18 protein-coding genes are annotated in these 20,496 nt (G+C 72.8%); 6 read left to right on the top strand and 12 right to left on the bottom strand.

Annotation, left to right across the window (positions count from 1 at the left end; all coding sequences use genetic code 11):
• Positions 1-240 precede the first annotated feature (240 nt).
• The gene (locus KME66_RS15970; RefSeq protein WP_216323077.1) at positions 241-1,611 is read left to right on the top strand and encodes a ParB/Srx family N-terminal domain-containing protein; all 1,371 of its coding nucleotides are present in this window, start codon (positions 241-243) and stop codon (positions 1,609-1,611) included.
• 188 nt (positions 1,612-1,799) lie between these two features.
• Here the strand turns inward: KME66_RS15970 and KME66_RS15965 are convergent, their stop codons facing one another.
• From KME66_RS15965 to KME66_RS15950, 4 genes are all read right to left on the bottom strand, one after another.
• Complete coding sequence (locus KME66_RS15965) at positions 1,800-2,426, bottom strand: hypothetical protein (RefSeq protein ID WP_073223220.1); 627 nt, start codon at positions 2,424-2,426, stop codon at positions 1,800-1,802.
• Complete coding sequence (locus KME66_RS15960; RefSeq protein WP_073223222.1) at positions 2,423-3,709, bottom strand: MAB_1171c family putative transporter; 1,287 nt, start codon at positions 3,707-3,709, stop codon at positions 2,423-2,425. Before KME66_RS15960 ends, KME66_RS15965 begins: the two co-directional genes overlap by 4 nt.
• A 65-nt stretch (positions 3,710-3,774) precedes the next feature.
• Complete coding sequence (locus KME66_RS15955) at positions 3,775-4,362, bottom strand: toxin (RefSeq protein WP_216323074.1); 588 nt, start codon at positions 4,360-4,362, stop codon at positions 3,775-3,777.
• A 39-nt stretch (positions 4,363-4,401) separates the two neighbouring features.
• Positions 4,402-4,914 carry a hypothetical protein gene (locus KME66_RS15950; protein ID WP_073223351.1) on the bottom strand — a complete coding sequence of 171 codons (513 nt, stop codon included), beginning with the start codon at positions 4,912-4,914 and terminating at the stop codon, positions 4,402-4,404.
• A gap of 504 nt (positions 4,915-5,418) precedes the next feature.
• On the opposite strand from KME66_RS15950, the gene KME66_RS15945 reads away from it, so the two are divergent.
• From KME66_RS15945 to KME66_RS15935, 3 genes are all read left to right on the top strand, one after another.
• A complete protein-coding gene (locus KME66_RS15945) occupies positions 5,419-5,742 on the top strand; it encodes a MerR family transcriptional regulator (RefSeq protein WP_216329391.1) in 324 nt (107 codons plus the stop codon).
• 287 nt (positions 5,743-6,029) lie between these two features.
• Positions 6,030-6,233 carry a cold-shock protein gene (locus tag KME66_RS15940; protein ID WP_216323071.1) on the top strand — a complete coding sequence of 68 codons (204 nt, stop codon included), beginning with the start codon at positions 6,030-6,032 and terminating at the stop codon, positions 6,231-6,233.
• A 190-nt stretch (positions 6,234-6,423) separates the two neighbouring features.
• On the top strand, positions 6,424-7,998 hold the full coding sequence (locus tag KME66_RS15935; protein ID WP_216323068.1) for a DEAD/DEAH box helicase: 1,575 nt from the start codon (positions 6,424-6,426) through the stop codon (positions 7,996-7,998).
• Positions 7,999-8,103: 105 nt separating this feature from the next.
• Here KME66_RS15935 and KME66_RS15930 read toward each other — a convergent pair whose 3' ends face one another.
• Positions 8,104-9,189, bottom strand: a complete 1,086-nt coding sequence (locus tag KME66_RS15930) for an acyltransferase family protein (protein ID WP_073223226.1) — start codon at positions 9,187-9,189, stop codon at positions 8,104-8,106.
• A gap of 43 nt (positions 9,190-9,232) precedes the next feature.
• Positions 9,233-11,506, bottom strand: coding sequence for an MMPL family transporter (locus tag KME66_RS15925; RefSeq protein WP_216323066.1), 2,274 nt, complete (start codon positions 11,504-11,506; stop codon positions 9,233-9,235).
• Positions 11,507-11,738: 232 nt separating this feature from the next.
• Here KME66_RS15925 and KME66_RS15920 point away from each other — a divergent pair, with 232 nt between their 5' ends.
• Positions 11,739-12,968, top strand: a complete 1,230-nt coding sequence (locus KME66_RS15920) for a cation:proton antiporter (RefSeq protein WP_073223230.1) — start codon at positions 11,739-11,741, stop codon at positions 12,966-12,968.
• 202 nt (positions 12,969-13,170) lie between these two features.
• On the opposite strand, the gene KME66_RS15915 is transcribed toward KME66_RS15920, so the two are convergent.
• Together KME66_RS15915 and KME66_RS15910 are read right to left on the bottom strand one after the other, a co-directional pair.
• Positions 13,171-13,611 carry a universal stress protein gene (locus KME66_RS15915; RefSeq protein ID WP_073223354.1) on the bottom strand — a complete coding sequence of 147 codons (441 nt, stop codon included), beginning with the start codon at positions 13,609-13,611 and terminating at the stop codon, positions 13,171-13,173.
• Position 13,612: 1 nt separating this feature from the next.
• A complete protein-coding gene (locus tag KME66_RS15910; RefSeq protein WP_253208367.1) occupies positions 13,613-15,244 on the bottom strand; it encodes an APC family permease in 1,632 nt (543 codons plus the stop codon).
• Positions 15,245-15,436: 192 nt separating this feature from the next.
• Here KME66_RS15910 and KME66_RS15905 point away from each other — a divergent pair, with 192 nt between their 5' ends.
• Complete coding sequence (locus KME66_RS15905; RefSeq protein WP_073223232.1) at positions 15,437-16,207, top strand: peptidoglycan recognition protein; 771 nt, start codon at positions 15,437-15,439, stop codon at positions 16,205-16,207.
• 160 nt (positions 16,208-16,367) lie between these two features.
• Here the strand turns inward: KME66_RS15905 and KME66_RS15900 are convergent, their stop codons facing one another.
• The 4 genes from KME66_RS15900 to KME66_RS15885 form a co-directional block, all read right to left on the bottom strand.
• Complete coding sequence (locus KME66_RS15900; RefSeq protein WP_073223234.1) at positions 16,368-16,733, bottom strand: PH domain-containing protein; 366 nt, start codon at positions 16,731-16,733, stop codon at positions 16,368-16,370.
• A 106-nt stretch (positions 16,734-16,839) separates the two neighbouring features.
• Complete coding sequence (locus tag KME66_RS15895) at positions 16,840-18,795, bottom strand: ABC transporter permease (protein ID WP_216323061.1); 1,956 nt, start codon at positions 18,793-18,795, stop codon at positions 16,840-16,842.
• 161 nt (positions 18,796-18,956) lie between these two features.
• The gene (gene modA, locus KME66_RS15890; protein WP_216323058.1) at positions 18,957-19,766 is read right to left on the bottom strand and encodes a molybdate ABC transporter substrate-binding protein; all 810 of its coding nucleotides are present in this window, start codon (positions 19,764-19,766) and stop codon (positions 18,957-18,959) included.
• 241 nt (positions 19,767-20,007) lie between these two features.
• Complete coding sequence (locus KME66_RS15885; protein ID WP_030075662.1) at positions 20,008-20,403, bottom strand: molybdopterin-binding protein; 396 nt, start codon at positions 20,401-20,403, stop codon at positions 20,008-20,010.
• Positions 20,404-20,496: the final 93 nt, after the last annotated feature.

Below are 20,496 nucleotides of genomic sequence, written 5' to 3'. Positions count from 1 at the left end.
CGGTCCCGGACGGGGCGCCCCCGCGTCCGCCGGCCGGGAGGACGCGGACGTGTCCCCGCGCGCACGGAGGTCCCGTGAACCGTCGCGACGACCGCTGCCGCGACGACGACGCGTCCCCGGGCACAAGGAGATCCCGGCGCGGCACCCCGGCGCCATCCCTCGTTCACATCACGTCCGTGCGGGGGTCGTCGGGCCTTGCGAAGGTCCCCCGCGGAAGGCCATCTCGCGGAGGGGACGTTCATGAACGGATCGAGGGCACGGCTGCCGAGGCGCGGGGCGCTGCTGCTGGCCGGGGTGCTGGCGGCGGGCACGGTCGTGGCCGGGGCGGGGAGCGGGGCGGCGGCCGCGGACCCGTGTGCCGGGAGCGGGCCGCTGCCGCGGACCTGCGCGCAGCCGGGGGACCTGATCGACGTCACGCTCGGCGAACTGCACCCCACCCAGGCCGTACTCGGCTTCGACCAGGTCTTCTACAAGCTCGGCCGGTACGGCAGCGACCGCGACGAGGCGGCGGGCGACGTCAACAAGCGCTTCGACGACTGGTGCGAGGCCAACGGCCAGGGGGAGGCGGCCTCGGCCGGCCCCGGCGCCCGGCTGGACGACCCGTCGAGCTTCTCCTGCACCGTGCCCGTCGGGCAGGAGACCGCCGAGACGCTCGCGCCCATGAAGACCGCCGTGATCGGGCCCGGCGGCAAGCTGTACCTCACCGACGGGCACCACACGCTGACGTCCTTTCTGGAAGGTCCTGACGGCTCCCCCCGGATGCACGTCCGGCTGCGCGTCACCGACAACCTCAGCGCGCTGTCCCCGGCCGCCTTCTGGCAGCGGATGACCGCCGGGAAGAAGGTGTGGCTGCGCGACGAGAACAACCGCCCGCTGGGCGTGGAGCAGCTTCCGGACCGGCTCGGCATCACGCACTTCCGCGACGACCCGTACCGCAGTCTCGTCTACTTCACCCGGGACATCGGCTACGAAGTACCGGACAGCGCCACGGAGTTCCTGGAGTTCTCCTGGGGGGCGTGGCTGCGCGGGGAGCACGACACGGGCGCGTACGACCTGACCGCCCCGGGCCCGTATCTCGACCTGGTGAAGCGGGCCTCGCAGTCGATGGCGGCGCTCGCCCCCGACGCGGTCGTCGACGACGGGAAGACCGCCGCCGAGCTCGGCCGGATCGATGAGTGGAACGGCGGGAAGAAGGAGACGGGCGGCGAGTTCGCCAAGCTGGGCAGGCCGTTGAGCGACGCCAAACCGGGCAAGCTCGCCCAGGCCCTGGACTACAAGGCCCGCGTCCTTCCGCTGCCCGCCTGCACCACCACCGTCACCGGGCCCCGCAACGGGCCCCTGGTCGTGACGGCCGGCGTCACCTGCCTGGACCGGGCCGCCCAGCGCGGGCCCGTCGTCGTCCGCCCGGGGGCCGGCCTCGTGGTCACCGGCTCCACCGTGGACGGCCCGCTCCATGCCGATCGGGCGGCGGCGGTCCACCTGTGCGGTTCGCACGTCAGCGGGCCCGTCGTGGTGAGCCGCAGCTCCGGCCCCGTACAGATCGGGGGCCCCGGCTGCACTGCGAACACCGTCGAAGGGCCCGTCGTGCTCACGGGCAACGCCGCACACTGAGCGGCTCCGCCCGGCCTGGGGGCAGCCTTGCCCGGCTGCGGGTGTTCCCGCGCCCGGTTCCGGGTGCTGTCTCGCCCGGTCCGGGGGTCGGCCGCCCCGTCCGGCCCCGGGGTTCCCGCGCCCGGGGTTCCCGCGCCCGGGGCTCCCGCGCCCGGTCCCGGTCGCCCTTCACCCCCGGCCGGTCGTCCTCAGACGCAGACGTACGCCACCGTCGTCGCCGCCCCCAGGCCCGCGCCCGCCAGGGTCTGGGCGACCGTGTGGTAGCCGAGGGCGACCCGGGACCAGCAGACCGCCGCGGTGAGCGCGTAGGCGGCTGTCCACCAGGGGGAGTGGACGACGGCGAGCAGGGAGACGGCCGCTGAGGCCACCGCCGAGTCGACCGAGATCTTCCACACCGTGTTGACGGCCAGCAGCCCGATCGTCATCACCCACAGCGCGAGCATCGCGACGAGGATCCCGGTCGGCGCGTTCCCCAGCACCATCACCATCGAACCGGCGCCGATCGAGCCCAGGATCACGAAGAAGATCGGCGCCCGTTTCGTACGGTCCACCACGTGCCGGTCGCCCCAGGTGCCGCGTCCGCGCTCCCACTCGATGTACCCGGCCGGGATCAGCCCGGCACAGAGCGCCCCGAGGAAGCCCCAGAGCAGCCCGCTCACCTCGCCGCCCGCCGCCGCGAGGCCGATGCCGAGCATGCCCGCCAGCAGCACGTTGCGCGGTTGGAGGACGTCGGTGACGGTCCGGGCCACGGAGGTGGCGCGGGCGGAGGCGGTGGGGATGCCCTCGCCGGTCGTGGTCCGCGTGCCGCCGGTCATGCGCTCGTCTCCGTCGTGCGGGTGGTGGTGCCGCGGCCGGTTCCGGCCGTCGCGGCGGCGAGGACGGCGCGGGCGCGCTCCTCGTCGACCGTCCGGTACGCGGCGGCGACCCGGACCAGCCGGGCCACCTCGCCGTCCTGGTCCGCGGCGTGCTGGGAGGCGACCGTCGCGGCGCCCCCGGCCGGCGCGCCGGACTCCTTGGCGAGCAGGGCGGCCCGCATCCAGTAGGCGTCGGTGAGGGGCGCGGCGCGGCGCGGATCGTCCGTGTCGCGGGCGGCGGCCCGCCCGGCGGCGTCGAGCAGTCCGTCGGGCACGTAGTGGCGCAGCTTCTCGGCGGCGTCCGCGATGTCGGCGGCCCAGCGGTCCACCCGCAGGTCGGCGGGGACGTTGAAGCGGGTCAGCTCGCGGGGCAGCGACGCCGGCGGGTCGAACGGCTGCTCCGGGAACGCGGTCATCAACTCGTACCAGAGGGAGTGCAGTCGGACCTGGGCCCGCCACAGCCTGGCCCGGCGTGCCCCGGCCGCGAACGCCGGGACGGAGGCCCCGAGGGCGAAGAAGGCGAACAGCACGAGCTGCGCCGCCTCGGTGATCCGGTCGAAGCGCAGGGCGAACGCCTCGGTCGGCTCGTCGGCCACGCTGATCCAGAGGAAGAGCGTGCGGCTGACGGTGTATCCGACGCCGATGAACATCGCGAAGGTCATCATCCCGAGCCCGACGCGCAGGTGGCGGCGGCGGGCGTCGAGGGTGGCCAGCGCCCACTGGAAGGCGCAGACGGCGGACGCGGCCCCCAGGTAGAGGTAGAAGACGCTCATGTAGAGCGTGGCGCCCCACTCCCCGGCGTGGTCGGAGACGAAGCGGTCCGAGGGCTCGGAGCGGTCGACGACGGTGAAGAACAGGACCGTCAGCAGGATCAGCGTGGCGACGGAGGCCTTGGCCGCCAGCTTCTGGACGAGCCGCGCGAACCGTACGTGACGGGGGACCGCGCCCTCTTCGGGGTAGCTGCCGTAGATGGCCACGATGTAGCTGAGGATGGCCAGAATTGCCGCCGTGGCGGTGTAGTGCTTGATGAGGACGGCGAGGTCGGTGACGGCGCTGTTGTTGAGGCCGATGCGCACCGCCTCGGTCTTCGTCCACAGGGCGACGGCGAATCCCGCGTAGCAGCCCCACAGGGCCCGGCGTCTGCGGTCCTCCTCGTCGCCCCACAGGGCAGCGGGCATACGCCACAGGGCAACGGCCGTCATCAGGCCCGCTATGAGGTAGCCGGCGAGATCGAGGGGGGTCACGGCGGTGTTCGTCCTCGGGGGTCGGGCGCGGGGGTGGGGCCGCGTACGGGGGCTGATGGCACGTGTCAGTCGCCGCTGGGTCGTCTTCCGGGGAAGAGGCCGCGCCGCCGGTGTGCCACCGGGCGGGACAGGGAGTTGTCCAGCCGCCCCACCATGTCATCGGTGGTGAGGTCCCGTGCCATCCGGGGGATCAGAGAGGCACCGAATTCGGCCATGCGTTCGTCATGGGTGTCGTACTGGGCGCGGGCCTGGACGGTGCCGCCGCCGGAGGCGAAGGACTCGGCGGCGGCCGGCGAGATCATCCGGGCGATCAGCGAGGTGTCGAAGACCGGCAGGAGCGTGCGCAGTTGGTCCGCGTCGAGCGTCGTGCCGTGGTCGAACCACTCGTGGCACAGCTCGTGCAGGATCACGTGCTGGGTCTGGTACGCGGTCGGTCTGCGGCGGTAGAGGACGAGGCTGGTGGGGCCGGCCTTCAGGCGCAGCCCGCAGGCGGCGTTGACACGGGCGAGGCGGTCCGGCATCTCGTGCAGCCGGATCGTGCGCCCGCCGGCCGCCTCCATTTTCGCGACGAGCCCGTCCAGGGTGAAGGGAACCGGGAGGGGCAGGTCGGCGAGCCCGGCCTCGCACTCTTTCCGCAGTTTCCGCAGGGACATGCCGAAGACGCTACGCTGCCGGGCCCCCGGCGGCGTGCTTCACCGTGGAATCTCTCCCGCCGCTCCACCCGTTCCCCCGCTTCCGGGGCCGTCCTTCTCGCGGGCGGCGTCCTCCAGCAGGGACAGGGCGAACCGCAGCAGTTCCGGCGGGAGCCCGTCGTCGTCCAGACCCCGGCCGGCCAGGCCGCTGATCTCGCCGGTGCGCCGCTTGGCCAGGAACTGGAGCCCGGCGACGACGTCGTCGACGACCTCGGACTCCTCCTTGAAGAAGCGCCAGTCCACGCCGAACCCGAGCCCGAGGGCCTTGAGGATGTCCTCGGACGGCTGGGTGACCTTGCCGGCCAGGATGTTGGAGAAGTAGCTGTGCGACAGCGAGCCGCCGCGGTCGCGGACCAGTTCGGCGAAGACCCGGCCCGAGATCTTCTGGCCGGGGAAGGTCTTCTCGACCATGTACTCGACCTTCTCCCGCAGCGAGCCGAGGCGGGGCAGCTCGTCCGGGCCGGGGGCGCCGACGGGCTCCGGACCGCGTGCGTCGCCGTCGTCCTTGGCCATCCGGGCCTCCACGATCACCTCGGAGTCGGAACTGAGCTTGCGTAAACACTCTACGTCACTGTTAACTCGAAAAAACACGGGCAGGGGACCACGAGGGGAGTCCCTTGCCCGTGAATGACCCGCTGCCCCGCCGCGCCCGGAACAGGCCTCGTGCGGACCCGGGGTCGGCTGTCCGTCCTGTCCGTCCTGCTCGGTCCCGGCTCCGGACAGGGGTGTAGCCCTTCACGACGGGGGATGCGTGAAGGGCTACGCGTGCATTATGGCCCCGCGGTACTCCCGACGACAACTGACCAGTCGGTCAGTGATCCGTGGAAGGGCCGTAAGGGCAGCTCCGGGCTGCCCTTCGCGTGCGCCCGAATCTGTTCCGGTCGCGATAGACATGCCCTTGCCGGGCGATTAGGGTTTCTTGTGCAGTCACGGGAATCAGTGGTACGCAGCAGAGGTGCACCCCGCAGGCGTACGGCGCCCGGCTCCTCCGGTCCGCGCGTGACGGAAGAGGTGCAGATGCCCCCGGAGACCCCTTCGGATGCCGCCGGCCGGCTCGACGACGACGACTACCCCGCCTACACGATGGGGCGCGCCGCGGAGATGATCGGTGCGACGCCGGGGTTCCTCCGCGCGATCGGCGAAGCCCGCCTGATCACCCCGCTGCGGTCCGCGGGCGGCCACCGCCGCTACTCCCGCTACCAGTTGCGCATCGCCGCCCGTGCCCGCGAGCTGGTCGACGCCGGCACGCCCGTCGAGGCCGCCTGCCGCATCGTCATCCTGGAGGACCAGCTGGAGGAGGCGCTGCGCCTCAACGAGGAACTGCGCGGCCGGTCCGGCTGAATATCTGTTTTCGGCAGCACAGAATTTCACACAATCCGCGATGAGGCTTTTTCGTGCCGACCCGTCCGGTGATTTCGAGTGCTGCCTCTTCCGGCGCTTCGTGCTAATCTTGATCTCAGTTGCAGTTGTGGTTCCCAAGAAACTTCAAGTGCTCCTGCCGACCGGATGTCGGCGGGCGCACTTTTGTCTTTCCGGTGCTCTTTTTTTCCGGACAGGGAAATCATCGCGGCGACGTGGGGCCCGCACAGTGTGGGCCCACGGGCTCTGCGCCCTCAAGGAGATATGACATGGCTACTGGCATCGTGAAGTGGTTCAACTCGGAAAAGGGCTTCGGCTTCATCGAGCAGGACGGCGGCGGCGCCGACGTCTTCGCCCACTACAGCAACATCGCCTCCAGCGGCTTCCGTGAGCTGCAGGAAGGCCAGAAGGTGAGCTTCGACGTCACGCAGGGCCAGAAGGGCCCGCAGGCCGAGAACATCGTCCCCGCCTGATCACTCGGGCAGTACGACGCAGCTGGGGCCCGCACCATGGGTGCGGGCCCCGGCTCGTTGTCGTTTCCGGGGCCGGGGCCCCGTTTTCTTCTGTCATTTCATCGGCTCGTTCTTGCGATTCCGGGCGCCGTTCACGGCCGTCTCCCGAAAAAGAATCCCTCGATACGCGCCCATCGAGGAAAGGTTCTGCATGAATCGCGAACGCACCCCCCGCTCGACCGGCCGTTTCTCCCGAACGGGTTCCGGCGGCGCCCCCCGCTACTCCGGAGGTGGCGGCGAACGCCGGGCCGCGGGCTTCGGTGGCGGTCCCCGACGGTCCGGTGGCTCGGGCGCCTCCGGCCGGTCCGGTGGTCACGGCCGCCGTTCCGCCTCCGGCGTCAAGGGAGAATTCGCCCTGCCGGTGACGCTCACCCCGGCCCTCCCCGCCGTCGAGACCTTCGGCGAACTGGAGATGCCCGCACCGCTGACGAAGGCGCTGGCCGCAGAGGGCATGACCGTGCCCTTCCCGATCCAGGCGGCCACCCTGCCGAACTCGCTGGCCGGCCGGGATGTCCTGGGCCGCGGCCGCACCGGCTCCGGCAAGACCCTCGCCTTCGGCCTCGCGCTGCTGGCCCGCACGGCCGGCCGCCGCGCCGACGCGAAGCGCCCGCTGGCCCTGGTCCTCGTTCCGACCCGGGAGCTGGCCCAGCAGGTCACCGACGCGCTCACCCCGTACGCCCGGTCGCTGAAGCTGCGCATCGCCACCGTGGTCGGCGGCATGTCCATCGGCCGTCAGGCGAGCGCGCTGCGCGGCGGTGCCGAGGTCGTCGTCGCCACGCCGGGGCGCCTCAAGGACCTCATCGAGCGCCGTGACTGCATGCTGGACCGGGTCACCGTCACGGTCCTCGACGAGGCCGACCAGATGGCCGACATGGGCTTCATGCCGCAGGTCACCGAGCTGCTCGACCAGGTGAACCCGGACGGGCAGCGGATGCTCTTCTCGGCCACCCTGGACCGCAACGTCGACCTGCTGGTGCGGACGTACCTGAAGGACCCGGTCGTGCACTCCGTCGATCCCGCCGCCGGCGCGGTCACGACGATGGAACACCATGTCCTCTACGTCCAGGGCGCCGACAAGTACGCCACCACGACGGAGATCGCGGCCCGCGACGGCCGCGTGATCATGTTCCTGGACACCAAGCACGCCGTGGACAGGCTCACCGACCACCTGCTGCAGAGCGGGGTCCGGGCGGCGGCGCTGCACGGCGGCAAGTCCCAGCCGCAGCGCACCCGCACCCTGGAGCGGTTCAAGACCGGGCACGTCACGGTCCTGGTCGCCACCAACGTCGCGGCGCGCGGCATCCACGTCGACAACCTCGACCTGGTGGTCAACGTGGACCCGCCGACCGACCACAAGGACTACCTGCACCGCGGCGGCCGTACCGCCCGCGCCGGGGAGTCCGGCAGCGTCGTCACGCTGGTGCTGCCGAACCAGCGCCGGGAGATGACCCGGCTGATGGCGGACGCCGGGATCAGGCCGCAGGTCACTCAGGTCCGGTCGGGCGAGGCCGAGCTCAGCCGGATCACGGGTGCGCAGGCGCCCTCCGGTGTCCCGGTCGTCGTCACCGCCCCGCCCAAGGAGCGCTCCGGCCGCGGCGGGGGCGCGTTCATGGGGCGGGGCACCCGGCGTGGCGGCGGGGCCCCGGCCCGGCGCGGTCGCCCCGGAGTGCCGACGCCCGAGGAGCGCGCCGCCGCCGCACAGCGCCGGAAGAACCGCGCGGCCTGACCTGCGTGGCCACACGGCGCACGGTCAGGTGACGGTCTGTCACAAGGTGCCCGGGGCGGGCGTCGTTCGCTTCCCGGGCCTGCGGCCCGGCCGTCCGGTGTCCTCTCAGGACGCCCGGGCGGCCGGCGGTTTCTGCCGGGCCCACGCCATGCGCGGTTCCAGCAGCGGGCGCAGCAGCCGCCGGACCGGGGGCGTGCAGAGCAGGGTCATGCCGGCGATCGCGCCCAGGGTGACGGCGACCGTGCCCAGCATGGTGTCGAAGAACGGGCCGTCATAGAAGCCGCCGTACTTCAGGCCCCGGACGACGAAGCCGTGGAGCAGGTACCCGTACAGCGTGCAGGTGCCGAGCGTGGTCATCCAGCTCCTGCCCCGGGGCACCCAGGCGAGGAAGCAGGCGCCCAGCACCAGCGCGGCCACGAACAGCAGGAGCGTGGCCATGGGGCCCGTCCACTCGGCGATGCTCATCCCCTGAGCGCTGTTCTTGCGGAAGAAGAGGGAGGTCGAGGTCCGGGGCACCAGCCAGTACGCCAGCAGCATCCCGGCCACGAACACCGGCACCGAGACGATCCGCATCCAGGTGGACCTGACGAACGCGAAGTGCTCCGGGCGCAGCCGCAGGCCGAGCACGTAGAACGGCAGGAACTGGAGCATGCGCTGGATCTGCAGGCTCCCGTCGGCGGCGGGTGACACCGACGCGAGGGCGGCGACGGCGAGCGAGACCAGCACCGGGAAGCGCACGGCCTGCCAGACCGGGGTGGACAGCCGCCAGAAGAACAGGGCGGGCAGGAACCACAGGAGCCAGTAGGGCTCCAGCACCGACAGGGGGAAGTCCGGCTTGTCGGCGACCCGCTCGAACAGCGTGTAGAGGGCCTCGAAGAGGAGGTAGGGCACCAGCAGGCTGGTGACCAGCTTCCACACCCGGTCCGGGCGCAGCTCGAAGTTCCGCGAGAAGTACCCGGCGATCAGGATGAACACCGGCATGTGGAAGGTGTAGATGAAGGTGTAGGCGGCCTCCACGAGGCGCCCGGGGGGCAGGGGCTCCCAGGCGTGCCCGACGGCCACCAGCACGATCGCCAGGTACTTCACGTTGTCGAAGAAGGGATCCCGGCCGTCGGCCGGCGGCTTCCCGGTCTCCGGGGTGTCGGCAGCGGCGGTGGGGCGCGGCTGCTCGGAGATGAGGGGAGACGACATCCTGACACCCTAGAACGCGGAGGCGTTCCTTCCGCCCTCTGTGTCATGCATCACTGACGGGTGGACGGGCGGGCGCCTCCTCGCTCCCCTCGGCGTCCAGGTGCGGCAGGATCCGGTCCAGCGGGCCGGGGATCCACCAGGCGGCCCGGCCCAGCAGGGTCATCACCGCCGGGACCAGCAGCAGCCGTACGACGGTGGCGTCGATGAGCACACTGGCGGCGAGTCCGAGGCCCAGCATCTTCACCACGATGTTGTCGCTGATGATGAACGCGGCGAAGACGCTCACCATGATCAGTGCCGCGCAGGTGATGACCCGGGCGGTGATCTCCAGCGCGTGCGCGACGCTCGCGCGCGGGTCGCCGGTGCGCACCCAGGCCTCGTGGATGCGGGAGAGCAGGAAGATCTCGTAGTCCATGCTCAGCCCGAAGACGATCGCGAACATCATCATGGGGACGTAGCTCTCGATCGGCACCTCGCCCGACACCCCCAGCGCCGGGCCGCCCCAGCCCCACTGGAAGACCGCCACCACGACCCCGTACGAGGCGGCGATCGACAGCACGTTGAGCACGGCGGCCTTCACCGCGACGAGCAGCCCCCGGAAGACGGCCAGGATCACCAGGAACGCCAGGCCCACGACGACCGCGATGATGAGCGGCAGTCTGCTGGAGACGATGTCCAGGAAGTCGACCTGGGCGGCGGTGGTGCCGGTGACGTAGGTGCTCGCGTCGTAGCCGGAGACCGCCCCGGGCAGGACGTCGTCGACGAGCCGGTTCGTCAGGGAGGTCGTCCGCTCGTCCTGCGGGGCGGCCACCGAGTAGGCGGTGGCGGTCAGCACGTCGCCGTCCTGGGTGGCGGTCAGCGGGGTGATCACCTCGGCGTCGGGCACCCCGGTCAGCGCCTTCTGCGCCTGGTCGGCGAGGGCGGCACGGTCGCCGGAGGGCACCTTGCTCTGGTCGATGACCACGGTCAGCGGGCCGTTGGAGCCCGGCCCGAAGGCGCTCGACATCAGGTCGTAGGCGCGCCGGTCCGTGAACGACTTCGGGTCGGCGCCGTCGCCGATGTGGCCGAGCTGGATGAAGAGCAGCGGGAAGGACAGCACGGCCAGCAGCACCACCCCGCCGGCCAGGAACCACCAGGGCCGCTGCTCCACGCGCTGCGCGTACCGGTGCCAGCCGCCGGGCTCCGCGCCCTCGGGGGCCGGTACGGTCTCGGCCACCGGTTTCCGCACCCGTACGCGGTCGATGCGGCGGCCGATCAGACCGAGGACCGCCGGGACGAGGGTGAGGGCGCCCGCCACCGCGGTGACGACGGTGACCGCCGCGGCCAGGCCCAGCTTGCCGATGAACCCGATGCCGGACACCCACAGGCCCGACAGCGCGATGATCACCGTGCAGCCGGAGAGCAGCACCGCGTGCCCGCTGGTGGCGGTGGCGTTCCCGGCGGCGGTCACCGGGTCCCGGCCGTCGACGAGGTTCTGCCGGTGACGGGTGACCAGGAAGAGGGCGTAGTCGATGCCGACGCCGATGCCGATCATCGTGGCGAGCGTCGGGGAGACGGTCGCGAAGGTCGCGGTGGCGGCGAAGAGGCCGAGCAGCGCCAGCCCGCACAGGGCGCAGATCAGGGCGGTGACCAGCGGCAGCACGGCGGCGAGCAGACTGCCGAAGCCGATCAGCAGGACCACGATCGCCACCCCGAAGCCGATCGCCTCGCTGGTGCGGTCGCTCGGCTCGGGCCGGGCCAGCTCGCCGAGCGACCCGCCGTACTCCACCGTCACCCCGGCCGACCGCAGCGGCCGCACCGCGTCGTCGACCCCGTCGAGGTAGGACGGGTCGAGCGTGGAGGGCTGCACGCTGAACCGGACCGTGATGTAGGCGGTCTTGCCGTCCGTGGAGAGCGGGCCGGTGTTCGGGTCGGGCGGCGGGGGCGGGGTGGAACCGGACGGCGGCAGCGGGTTCTGCGCCGACAGCACGTCCGGGAGCTTCTGGAGGTCGGTGACGGCGGTGGAGACCTGGTCGGAGACGGAGGTGAGCGGCTGGTCCGGGTCGTGCAGGACCACCTGCGCGTTGTAGCCGCCCGCCTGCGGGGCATGCGCCTTCAGAACGTCCAGGCCGTTCTGGGACTGGGTGCCGGGGAGCGAGAAGTCGTCGGAGTAGTCCCCGCCGTACGCGTGCTGGAGGACCTGGAGCCCGGCGAGCGCGGCCACCCACAGGACGAGGACGGTCACGAAGTGCCGGGCGCACCATTCGCCGGTGCGGCGCAGCACACCCAGGCGGCGCGGGGCGGCTTTCCGCCCGGTGGGGGCCTGTGACGACGGCATGCGGTCCTCTCCTGCCTTCCGGCCCCGTTCGCGGCCGTGGCCCCGGCGGGCCGCGGGGAGGCGGGGACGCCTTGAGGGGGCGCTGACTTCGCATTCAACGGCCCCGAGCGCCACCCGGCACGCCGGTGGGGGAGAACGGGTGACGGGGACGGGCCGCTGCGGATACCGGACGAAGAGCTACGAAGAGTGTCATAGCGGGCCGAAGCTGTGTTCTCCTTGCTATACACGAGCGATGGAGCACCCGGGCACCCTCGTTCTGATCATGGCCCTGGCGGTTCTCGCCCCGTTGCTCGGTTATGCGACCGGGCGGTGGCTGCCGGTCCCCGTCGTCATCTTCGAGATCGTGCTCGGGGTCCTGGTCGGGCCCGACGTGCTCGGCTGGGCCCATCACGACCAGGTCATCGACACCCTGTCCGACCTGGGGCTCTCGATGCTGATCTTCCTGGCGGGGTACGAGATCCGGTTCGCCGAGGTCCGCGGCGACACGCTGCGCCGGGCCGGTGGGGCCTGGGTGCTGTCGTTCGCCGCCGGGCTCGGGGTCGCCCTGCTGCTGAGCGGGGCGGACCTGGCGAAGAGCCTGGTCATCGGCACCGCGCTGACCAGCACCGCGCTGGGCGCCGTGCTGCCGATCCTGCGGGACTCCGGGCGGCTGGAGGGGCGGTTCGGGTCGGTGGTGATGGCGTTCGGGTCGGTGGGGGAGTTCGGCCCGATCATCGCGATGGCGCTGCTGTTCAGCGGGCGCAGCCCGGGGGCGGCGAGCGTGGTGCTGGCCGTGTTCGCCCTCGTCACGGCGGGCGCGGTGTTCTGGGCGATGCGGCCGAGGCCCCCGTGGTTCGCCCGGATCATCGCCGTGACCCTGCACTCCAGCGGCCAGTTCGCGGTGCGCTTCGTCATGCTGCTGCTGGCCGGGATGCTGGGGCTCGCCCATGTCTTCGGCCTGGACACCCTGCTCGGCGCGTTCGCGGCGGGCATGCTGACCCGGCTCGTCCTCCAGGGGTCGGTGCCCGAGCGGAGCGACGCGATCCTGGAGCGGGTGGAGGCGATCGGCTTCGGCTTCCTCGTACCGTTCTTCTACGTCGTCACCGGTATCGACTTCGACCTCGCGGCGCTGCTCGACGGCGGCCGCCCGCTGCTGCTCCTGCCGGTCTTCCTGCTGCTGTTCCTGCTGGTGCGCGGGGTTCCGGCGTATCTGCTGGCCCCGCGCGACCTGGCCGGACCCGCCCCGCGGGCCGCACTCGGACTCTTCTCGTCCACGTGTCTGCCGCTGGTGGTCGCGATCACCGCGATCGGCCTGGACGACCGGGTGATCGGGGCGGAGGAGGCCGCCGCCCTGGTCGCCGCCGCGATGGTGTCGGTCCTGGTGTTCCCGCTGCTGGCGTTCCGGCTGCTGCGCGGGGAGGAGGGCGAGGGCGCCGGCAGAGCCGTTCCGGGGCGGGCGGCGGAGAGCGGCGAGGCGTGGTGAGGCGCGGCGGACCGCGCGGCACGGTGGGGTGAGGCGCGGCGGACCGGACCGTACGGGGTGGTGGAGCGGCTCGTACGGCGGGGTGGGCCGGACCGTGCGGGGCGGTGGGCTGGACCCTACGGGGTGGTGGAGCGGCTCGTACGGCGGGGTGGGCCGGACCGTACGGAGTGGTGCGTCGGGGTGGACCCGCTTCTGCGGCCCGCTACGGCTGCGGCTGCTCCGGGCCCTCCTCCGACGGTACGCACAGCACCGGGACCGACGACATGTGCAGCAGCTTGTGCGGGGTCGAGCCCAGCAGGGCCCCGCGCATCGGGCTCTCGCCCCAGGTGCCGACCACGATGACCCGGGCCCCGTGCCGTTCGGCGGCGTCGAGCAGGGCCTGTGCGGGCTTCTCGTCCAGCACCTCGACCGACGCCGGGACCCCCGCCTCCTCGGCGGAGCTGAGCGCGTGCTCCAGGCCGGTGCGGCCGGCCTGCCGGATCGCGTCGTAGTGGCTGCGGTACTCCGCGCCGTCGCGCAGGCCGGGGGCGGCCGCCCCGTAGACCATCACCAGCTCCTCCCCGTACGCGGCCGCCACCTCGATGGCGATGCGCAGGGCGCGGGCGGCGCCGGGGGATTCGTCGTAACCGAGGACGACCGACATCTCAAGGCTCCTTTCCGGCACCCGGGTCACCAGGTCCGCCGGGGCCGCCCGCGTCACCGGGGCCGCCGCGTTCACCCGGTCCGCCCGCGTCACCGGGGCCGCGTCCACCGGGGCCGCCCGCGTCCCCCGGTCCGCCGGTGCCGGTGATCGTGCCGCGTACCAGGTCCGGGTCCGCGACTCCCGGCCGCTCCTGCCAGAACACCGCGTCGCGCAGCCGCCACACCACCATGAGGACCACACCGGCCAGGGCGATCGCGATGCCGATGACGAGCGGCGGTCCGAGCCCGAACCAGGAGGTGCCGCTGTAGGAGTTGGCAGGGTCGGACATGTCGATGACCGAGCGCACCAGCAGCCAGGTCAGCAGTCCGGCGCCGGCCACCGGGCCGAGCCCGATGAGCAGGAAGTTCCGCAGGCTCTCGGTGAGATGGCGACGGTAGTAGACGGCGCAGGCCACTCCGGTGAGCGCGTAGTAGAAGGCGATCAGCAGGGACAGCGCGGTCAGCGAGTCGAAGAGGGCGTTGGCGGAGATCTGGTTGACGACCAGGTACCAGGCGATGGCGATCGCGGCGACCCACCACGTACTCACGTCCGGGGTACGGAACCGGGGGCTGATGTGCCCGAAGTGCTGCGGCAGCGCCTGGCGGCGGGCCATGGACAGGGCGGTCCGGGACGCCGGGATGATCGTCGTCTGGGTGGAGGCGATCGCGGAGGTGGCGACCGCCAGCAGCAGGATCCAGTCCCAGCCGCCCAGGACGTCTCCGGCGAGCTGGGCGAAGATGAACTCCTCCTCGCCCGCGTTCTCCGCCAGGAACGCCGTCCCCGCGAAGGCGACGACCGCGATGGCGACCGACAGGTAGGTCACCAGGAGCACGACGGTGGACCACAGGCCCGCCCTGCCGGGGGCGCTGGCGGAGTCCTCGGTCTCCTCGGTGAGGTTCACCGCGGACTCCCAGCCCCAGTAGATGAAGACGCCGAGCAGCAGCCCGCCGGTCAGCGCGGCGCCGCCCGCGCCGAACGGGTCGAGCCAGCCGACGGCCGGCTCGATCGAGTCGAAGCCGGTCGTGCCCGCGTACACCCGGTAGAGCGCCACCGCGACGAACACCAGCAGGAACGCGATCTGGAGGAGGATCAGGACGTTCTGCACCTTGGCCGACAGCTCGGTGCCGATCACGCAGAGCCCGGTCATCACGATGATCAGCAGCACGGTGAGGAGCTGGCGCGCGAAGTCGTTGTCCACCCAGCCGTCCAGACCCACCGCCAGCAGGGTGAAGCTCACCGCCACGTCGGCCAGCGAGCCCACCACCAGGACCCCGGTCATGGTGATCGCCCAGCCGCCCAGCCAGCCCGCCCACGGGCCCATCGCCCGGGTCACCCAGGAGAACGTCGTCCCGCAGTCCTGGTCGACCTTGTTCAGGTAGTAGAAGGCGGAGGCGATCAGCAGCATCGGCACGAACGAGGCGAACATGACGCCCGGGGCGTAGATCCCCACCAGGGCCACGATCGGCCCGATGACGGCGGCCAGCGAGTACGCCGGGGAGGTCGCGTTCAGACCGATGACCAGGGCGTCGACGAACCCGATCGCGTTCGGCTTGAGGCCGGCATCCGGTTCGTCCCGCACACGGTCGTGGGCCATGGTTCCTCGCTCCGCCGGGCACCCCCGCCGGGAGCGGGCGATGATCCGGATCTCATCGTAGGAAGACCCGGTGGAACCCGCATTCCGGAGACAGCGCGCGTGCTGCGGGGAGGACCCGCGGAGCCCGGCACAGCGTCACCCGAACGGCCCGCTCCTCTGCGAACCCCGAGGCCAGGGCGCAGGGTGGAGTCCATGTGGTCCCGCCGACTCGTCCTGGGCGTTCTGGTCCTGCCCCTGGCCCTCCTGGTGTTCGGGGACGGGCCGGCGTCGCGCGCGCCGGAGACGGAACTGGCCACCGGGCCCCGCCCGCCGCGCGGCCTCCCACAGCCGGCCATGGTCAGCCGCCGGGACTGGCACGCGGACGAGAAGCTGGTGCGGGAAGGACCGCACTACACGGGCGCGGCGCGGGCGGTGTTCGTCCACCACACCGGCAACCCCAACGACTACGACTGCGCGGACGCCCCCGAACTGATCCGGGCCGTGCAGCGCGACCACATCCGGCAGGACGGCTGGGACGACATCGGCTACAACTTCCTCGTCGACCGCTGCGGCACCATCTACGAGGGCCGTGCCGGCGGCGTCGGCCGCGCGGTGCTCGGCGCGCACACCAAGGGGTTCAACGTCGACACCGTCGGCATCGCGGCCATCGGGAACTTCGGCGAGGGCGTGGCGGTGCCGAAGCCGATGCTGGACGCGCTGGTGGAGCTCGCCGCCTGGAAGCTGCGGCCCGGAGCGGACCCGCTGGGCAGCGTCGACCTGATCTCGACGAACGACGAGAGCCGTTTCGACGAGGGGCAGGTGGCCAGCCTGCACGTCATCTCCGGCCACCGCGACAGCTTCGAGACCCGCTGCCCCGGCGACGCGCTCTACGCACTGCTGCCCGAACTGCGTGAGCGCGCCGCGAAGCTGCGCGCCACCGTCCCCGGCCACTCGGCGGCGGCCCGCCTGCGACCGTCCCTGTGAGCGCGAGCGGCCCCGGGACGGCGACCTGCGAGAACCCCGTGCGTGCGCGAGCCGCCCCGGGACGGACTGGCGGACGAGGAGCCCCGTGCGTGCGTGACCGGCCCCCGGACCGACGGGCGGACGACGAACCGCGTGCGTGCGCGACCGGTCCCGGGGCCGGCTACCGGGCGACGAACTGCGTGAGTATCGCCTGCACCTCGTAGATGTCGACGCCCTTGGTGAACGTCTTCTGGAGCGGGGTCGGGCTGCCCGAGATCCAGATCTTCAGCTCGGCGTCCAGGTCGAACGTGCCGGCCGTCTCGACCGCGAAGTGCGTGATGCTGCGGTACGGAACGGAGTGGTACTCGGTCTTCTTGCCGGTGATGCCCTGCTTGTCGACGAGGATCAGGCGCCGGTCCGTGAACAGGATGGTGTCGCGGATCAGCAGGAACGCGGCGTGCACCTGCTCGCCCTGCCCGAGCAGCCTCGCGTAGTCCTGCTGGGCGGTGGCCGGGTTGATCGTGTGGGCGTTGCCGAACAGTGCCATGGGTCCCCGTTTCTCCGATGGGCGTCGGGCGTCGTAAGGAGTACGTCCGTGCGGGTGTTCTGGTTCCCGTCCCCGGCCGGCCGACACCTTCCCGCAGCCCTTCCCGCTACAGCGGTACGACCGTCGCCTCCGTCGCCTTCACACTGGTCCAGACGGCGCTCCCGTCGGCGATCCCCAGCTCGGCCGCGGCCCCCGGGGTGATCTCCGCGACCAGGTCCGGGGCCTTCGCCGAGGTGATCAGCAGCCGCAGCCTGCTGCCGCTCGAAGTGATCTCGCGGACCGTGCCCGGCCAGACGTTGCGCGGGGACCCGGTGGGCCGCTCCCGGTGGACGGAGACGGCTTCCGGCGCGATGACCGCGAGGGCGTCCGTGCCCGCCGGGAGGGGCTCGGCGACCACGAGGTGGCCGCCGCCCGCCGGCGCGAGCCCGTCGGCGGTGGCGGTTCCGGGCCAGGCGTTGCGCCCCAGCATCCGGGCCACCCAGGGCGAGCGCGGATGCCGGGTGACCCCCGCGGGCGGCTCGTCCTGGAGGACCCGCCCGTCCTCCAGCACCAGGACCCGGTCGGCCAGGGAGAGCGCCTCGACCGGGTCGTGGGTGACGATCAGGCAGACCCCGCCGAAGTCCGCGAGGTGCCCGCGCAGGGTGTGCCGCACCCGGGCCCGGGTGGTCTGGTCGAGGGCGGCGAGCGGTTCGTCCAGCAGCAGGAGGCGCGGGCGGGCCGCCAGGGCGCGGGCCAGGGCGACCCGCTGGGCCTGGCCGCCGGAGAGCTGGGCGGGCCTGCGGTGGGCGAGGTGGCCCACCCCGAGCCGGTCCAGCCAGCCCTGCGCCTCGCGGCGCGCCTCGGTGCGCGGCACGCCATGGGCGCGGAGCCCGTACGCCGTGTTCGTCAGGGCGCTCAGGTGCGGGAAGAGGGCGCCGTCCTGGGGGACCCAGGCCACGCCCCGGCGGTGCGGGGGGAGGCCGGTGACGTCGTCGTCGCCGAGGCGGAGTTCGGCGTGGGCGCGGGGGGTGAGGCCGAGGAGGGCCCGCAGGAGCGTCGTCTTGCCCGCGCCGTTGGGGCCGACCACCGCGATGGTGGTGCCGGGGCCCGCGTCCAGGGTGAGGCGGGTGAAGCCGGTGACGTCGGCGTGCAGCGGCCAGGGCTCGGGCGGGGACTTCAGCGGGAGCCCCGGGGGCGGTTCGGGGAGAGGCGCCGCGGCGGCCGGGTCCTCGGGGCGGTCCGCCGCCGCACGGCTCGCCGGGTCCCGCTCGCCCCCCGGGGTGCCGGTCCAGCGGCCCCGCAGCGCGATGAGGACGATCATCGCGATGGCCAGGAGCAGCAGGGACACGGACGTGGCGGCCTCCGGCGAGTCCTGGAGCAGCAGATAGACCTGGAGCGGCAGGGTCTGCGTGGTGCCGGGGAGGTTCCCGGCGAAGGTGATGGTCGCCCCGAACTCGCCGAGGGCCCGCGCCCAGGTCAGGGCGGCCCCGGCGATCAGCCCGGGGGCGACCATCGGCAGGGTCACGGTGAGGAACACCCGGATCGGGGAGGCCCCGAGCGAGGCGGCGGTCTCCTCGTACCGGGGGCTGAGCCCGCCGAGCGCGCCCTCCAGTGAGATGACCAGGAACGGCATCGCGACGAACGTCGCCGCGAGCACGGCCCCCGAGGTGTGGAAGGGGAGCGTGACGCCGAAGGTGTCCTCCAGCCAGGGGCCGAGCAGACCGCGCCGCCCGAACGCCAGCAGCAGGGCGACGCCGCCGACCGTGGGCGGCAGCACCATCGGCAGCAGGACCAGCGAGCGGAGAGACGCCTTGCCGGGGAACCGCACCCGGGCCAGCAGCCAGGCCAGCGGCACGCCGAACAGCAGGGAGAGCCCGAGGGCCCACCCGGAGACCAGCAGCGACAGCCGCAGTGCCTCGGTCGTGGCCCCGGCGGTGAGGTGGTCGCCCAGCTCGCCCCAGGAGGTGCGGACCAGGATCCCGGCGAGCGGCAGCATCAGGAACGCCACGGCCAGCACGGCGGGCACCGTCAGCAGCAGGGGCGCGCGGGCTCCGGCCGTACGGCGGAGTGCCGGTCGTTTCATGGTGACCTCGTCGGGCGGCGGCGGGGGGACGGGCGGGTGCCCGGCGGGCCCGTAGGACGGTACGGGCCCGCCGGACGTATCGGGGTGCCGGGCCGCGTGCGGGGTGTCGGCCGCGTGCGGGCGGGCGGTCGGGAGGCACGGGGCCGTCGGCCGGGGTGCGGCTACGGCTGCTGGAAGCCCGCACCCTGGAGGATCTTCTGCGCCTCGGGTGTGGAGAGCCAGGCGACGAACGCGGCGGCGGCCTCGCTGTGCTTCGACGTCTTCAGCGTGGCGGCCGGGTAGGAGGCGATGGCGTTCTGCGTGTCCGGGATCTCGATCGCGTCGACCTTGTCGGTGGCGGTCGCGGCGTCGGTCCGGTAGACGAGCCCGGCGTCCGCCTCGCCCAGCGCGACCTTGCTGAGGACCGCACGGACGTTGGGTTCCTGGGAGACCGGCTTCACCTCGATCCTCTGCGCGTCGAGGATCTGCCGGCTGTAGCGGCCCACCGGCACCTCGGGGGCGGCCAGGACGACCTTCAGCTCCGGGTCGGCGAGGTCGTCCAGGCCCTCGACCTTCTCCGGGTTGCCCTCGCCGGTGGCGATGACGAGGCGGTTCTCGGCGATGACGACCGGCTCGCCGGTGTCGCCGGAGAGGCCGTCCATCGTCCGGGTGTCGGCGGTGACCAGGGCGTCGGCGGGGGCGCCCTGCCTGACCTGGGCGGCCAGCTCCTGGGAGCCGGCGAAGGAGAACGTCACCTCGGTGCCGGGGTTCGCCTTCTCGTACGCGGCCCCCGCCTCCTTGAAGACGTCCGTCAGGGAGGACGCGGCCAGCACGGTCAGGTCGGCCCGCGGGGCGCCCGACGCGGCCCCCGAGCCGTCGGCCCGGTCCTTCGCGGTGCCGGAGCCGTCGTCACCGCAGGCGGCGAGCGGGACGAGGAGGGCGGCGGTCAGGACGGCGGCTGCCGTGCGGCGGCGGGTGAGCGGGAGAGACATGAGGGTGAGCTCCTCGGACGCAGGGGCGGGAGGCGGGGACGGTGGCGTACGCCCGGGTGCGGTACGGGAGTACGGGGCGGGCGGCGGTGCGATGCGGGTGCGGGGCTGGGTGGGCTACGGCGTGCGGCGTGTGCGGGGTGGGGCGGGACGGCAGCGGTGCGAGGCGGGTGCGGGCCGGGGCGGGCGGCGATGCGGGGGACGCCGCCGGGGCGGGCCGTTGTCGTTCCGGCCCCGGGCGGACTCAGGTGCGGTCGATGTGCACGCTGGTCGACTTCACGCGGGCGGTCGCCTGCATGCCGACCTCCAGGCCCAGCTCCTCCACCGCTTCCCGGGTCAGGAGCGAGACGAGCCGGTGCGGCCCGGCCTGGATCTCGACCTGGGCCGCGACGTCCCCGAGTTTCACCGCGGTGACGATGCCGGGGAACGCGTTGCGGGCCGAGGTGTAGGGGGCCTCGTCCTCGCCGCCCGCACTCTGGCCGACCTCGATCGAGAAGGCGGCCAGTGCGCGGCCGTCGATGAGACGGCGGCCGGCCTCGTCGCGATGGGTCGCGACCCGGCCGGCGTCCGCCCAGCGGCGGGCGGTGTCGGGGCTGACCCCGAGAAGTCGTGCTGCCTGACCGATTGTGTAGGACTGCATGTGCGACACGCTAGGCCAATGGGGGTGGCATCTGCCATTCTCTGGAGGATGTTCCACCGCAGATGCGGTGAGCGTCGGAGGAATCCACAGGTG

Origin of the sequence: Streptomyces sp. YPW6, from assembly GCF_018866325.1 — a bacterium.
Lineage (GTDB): Bacteria > Actinomycetota > Actinomycetes > Streptomycetales > Streptomycetaceae > Streptomyces.
Note: the sequence above shows the minus strand (reverse complement) of the source record. Positions and strands in the feature narration are given on the sequence as shown.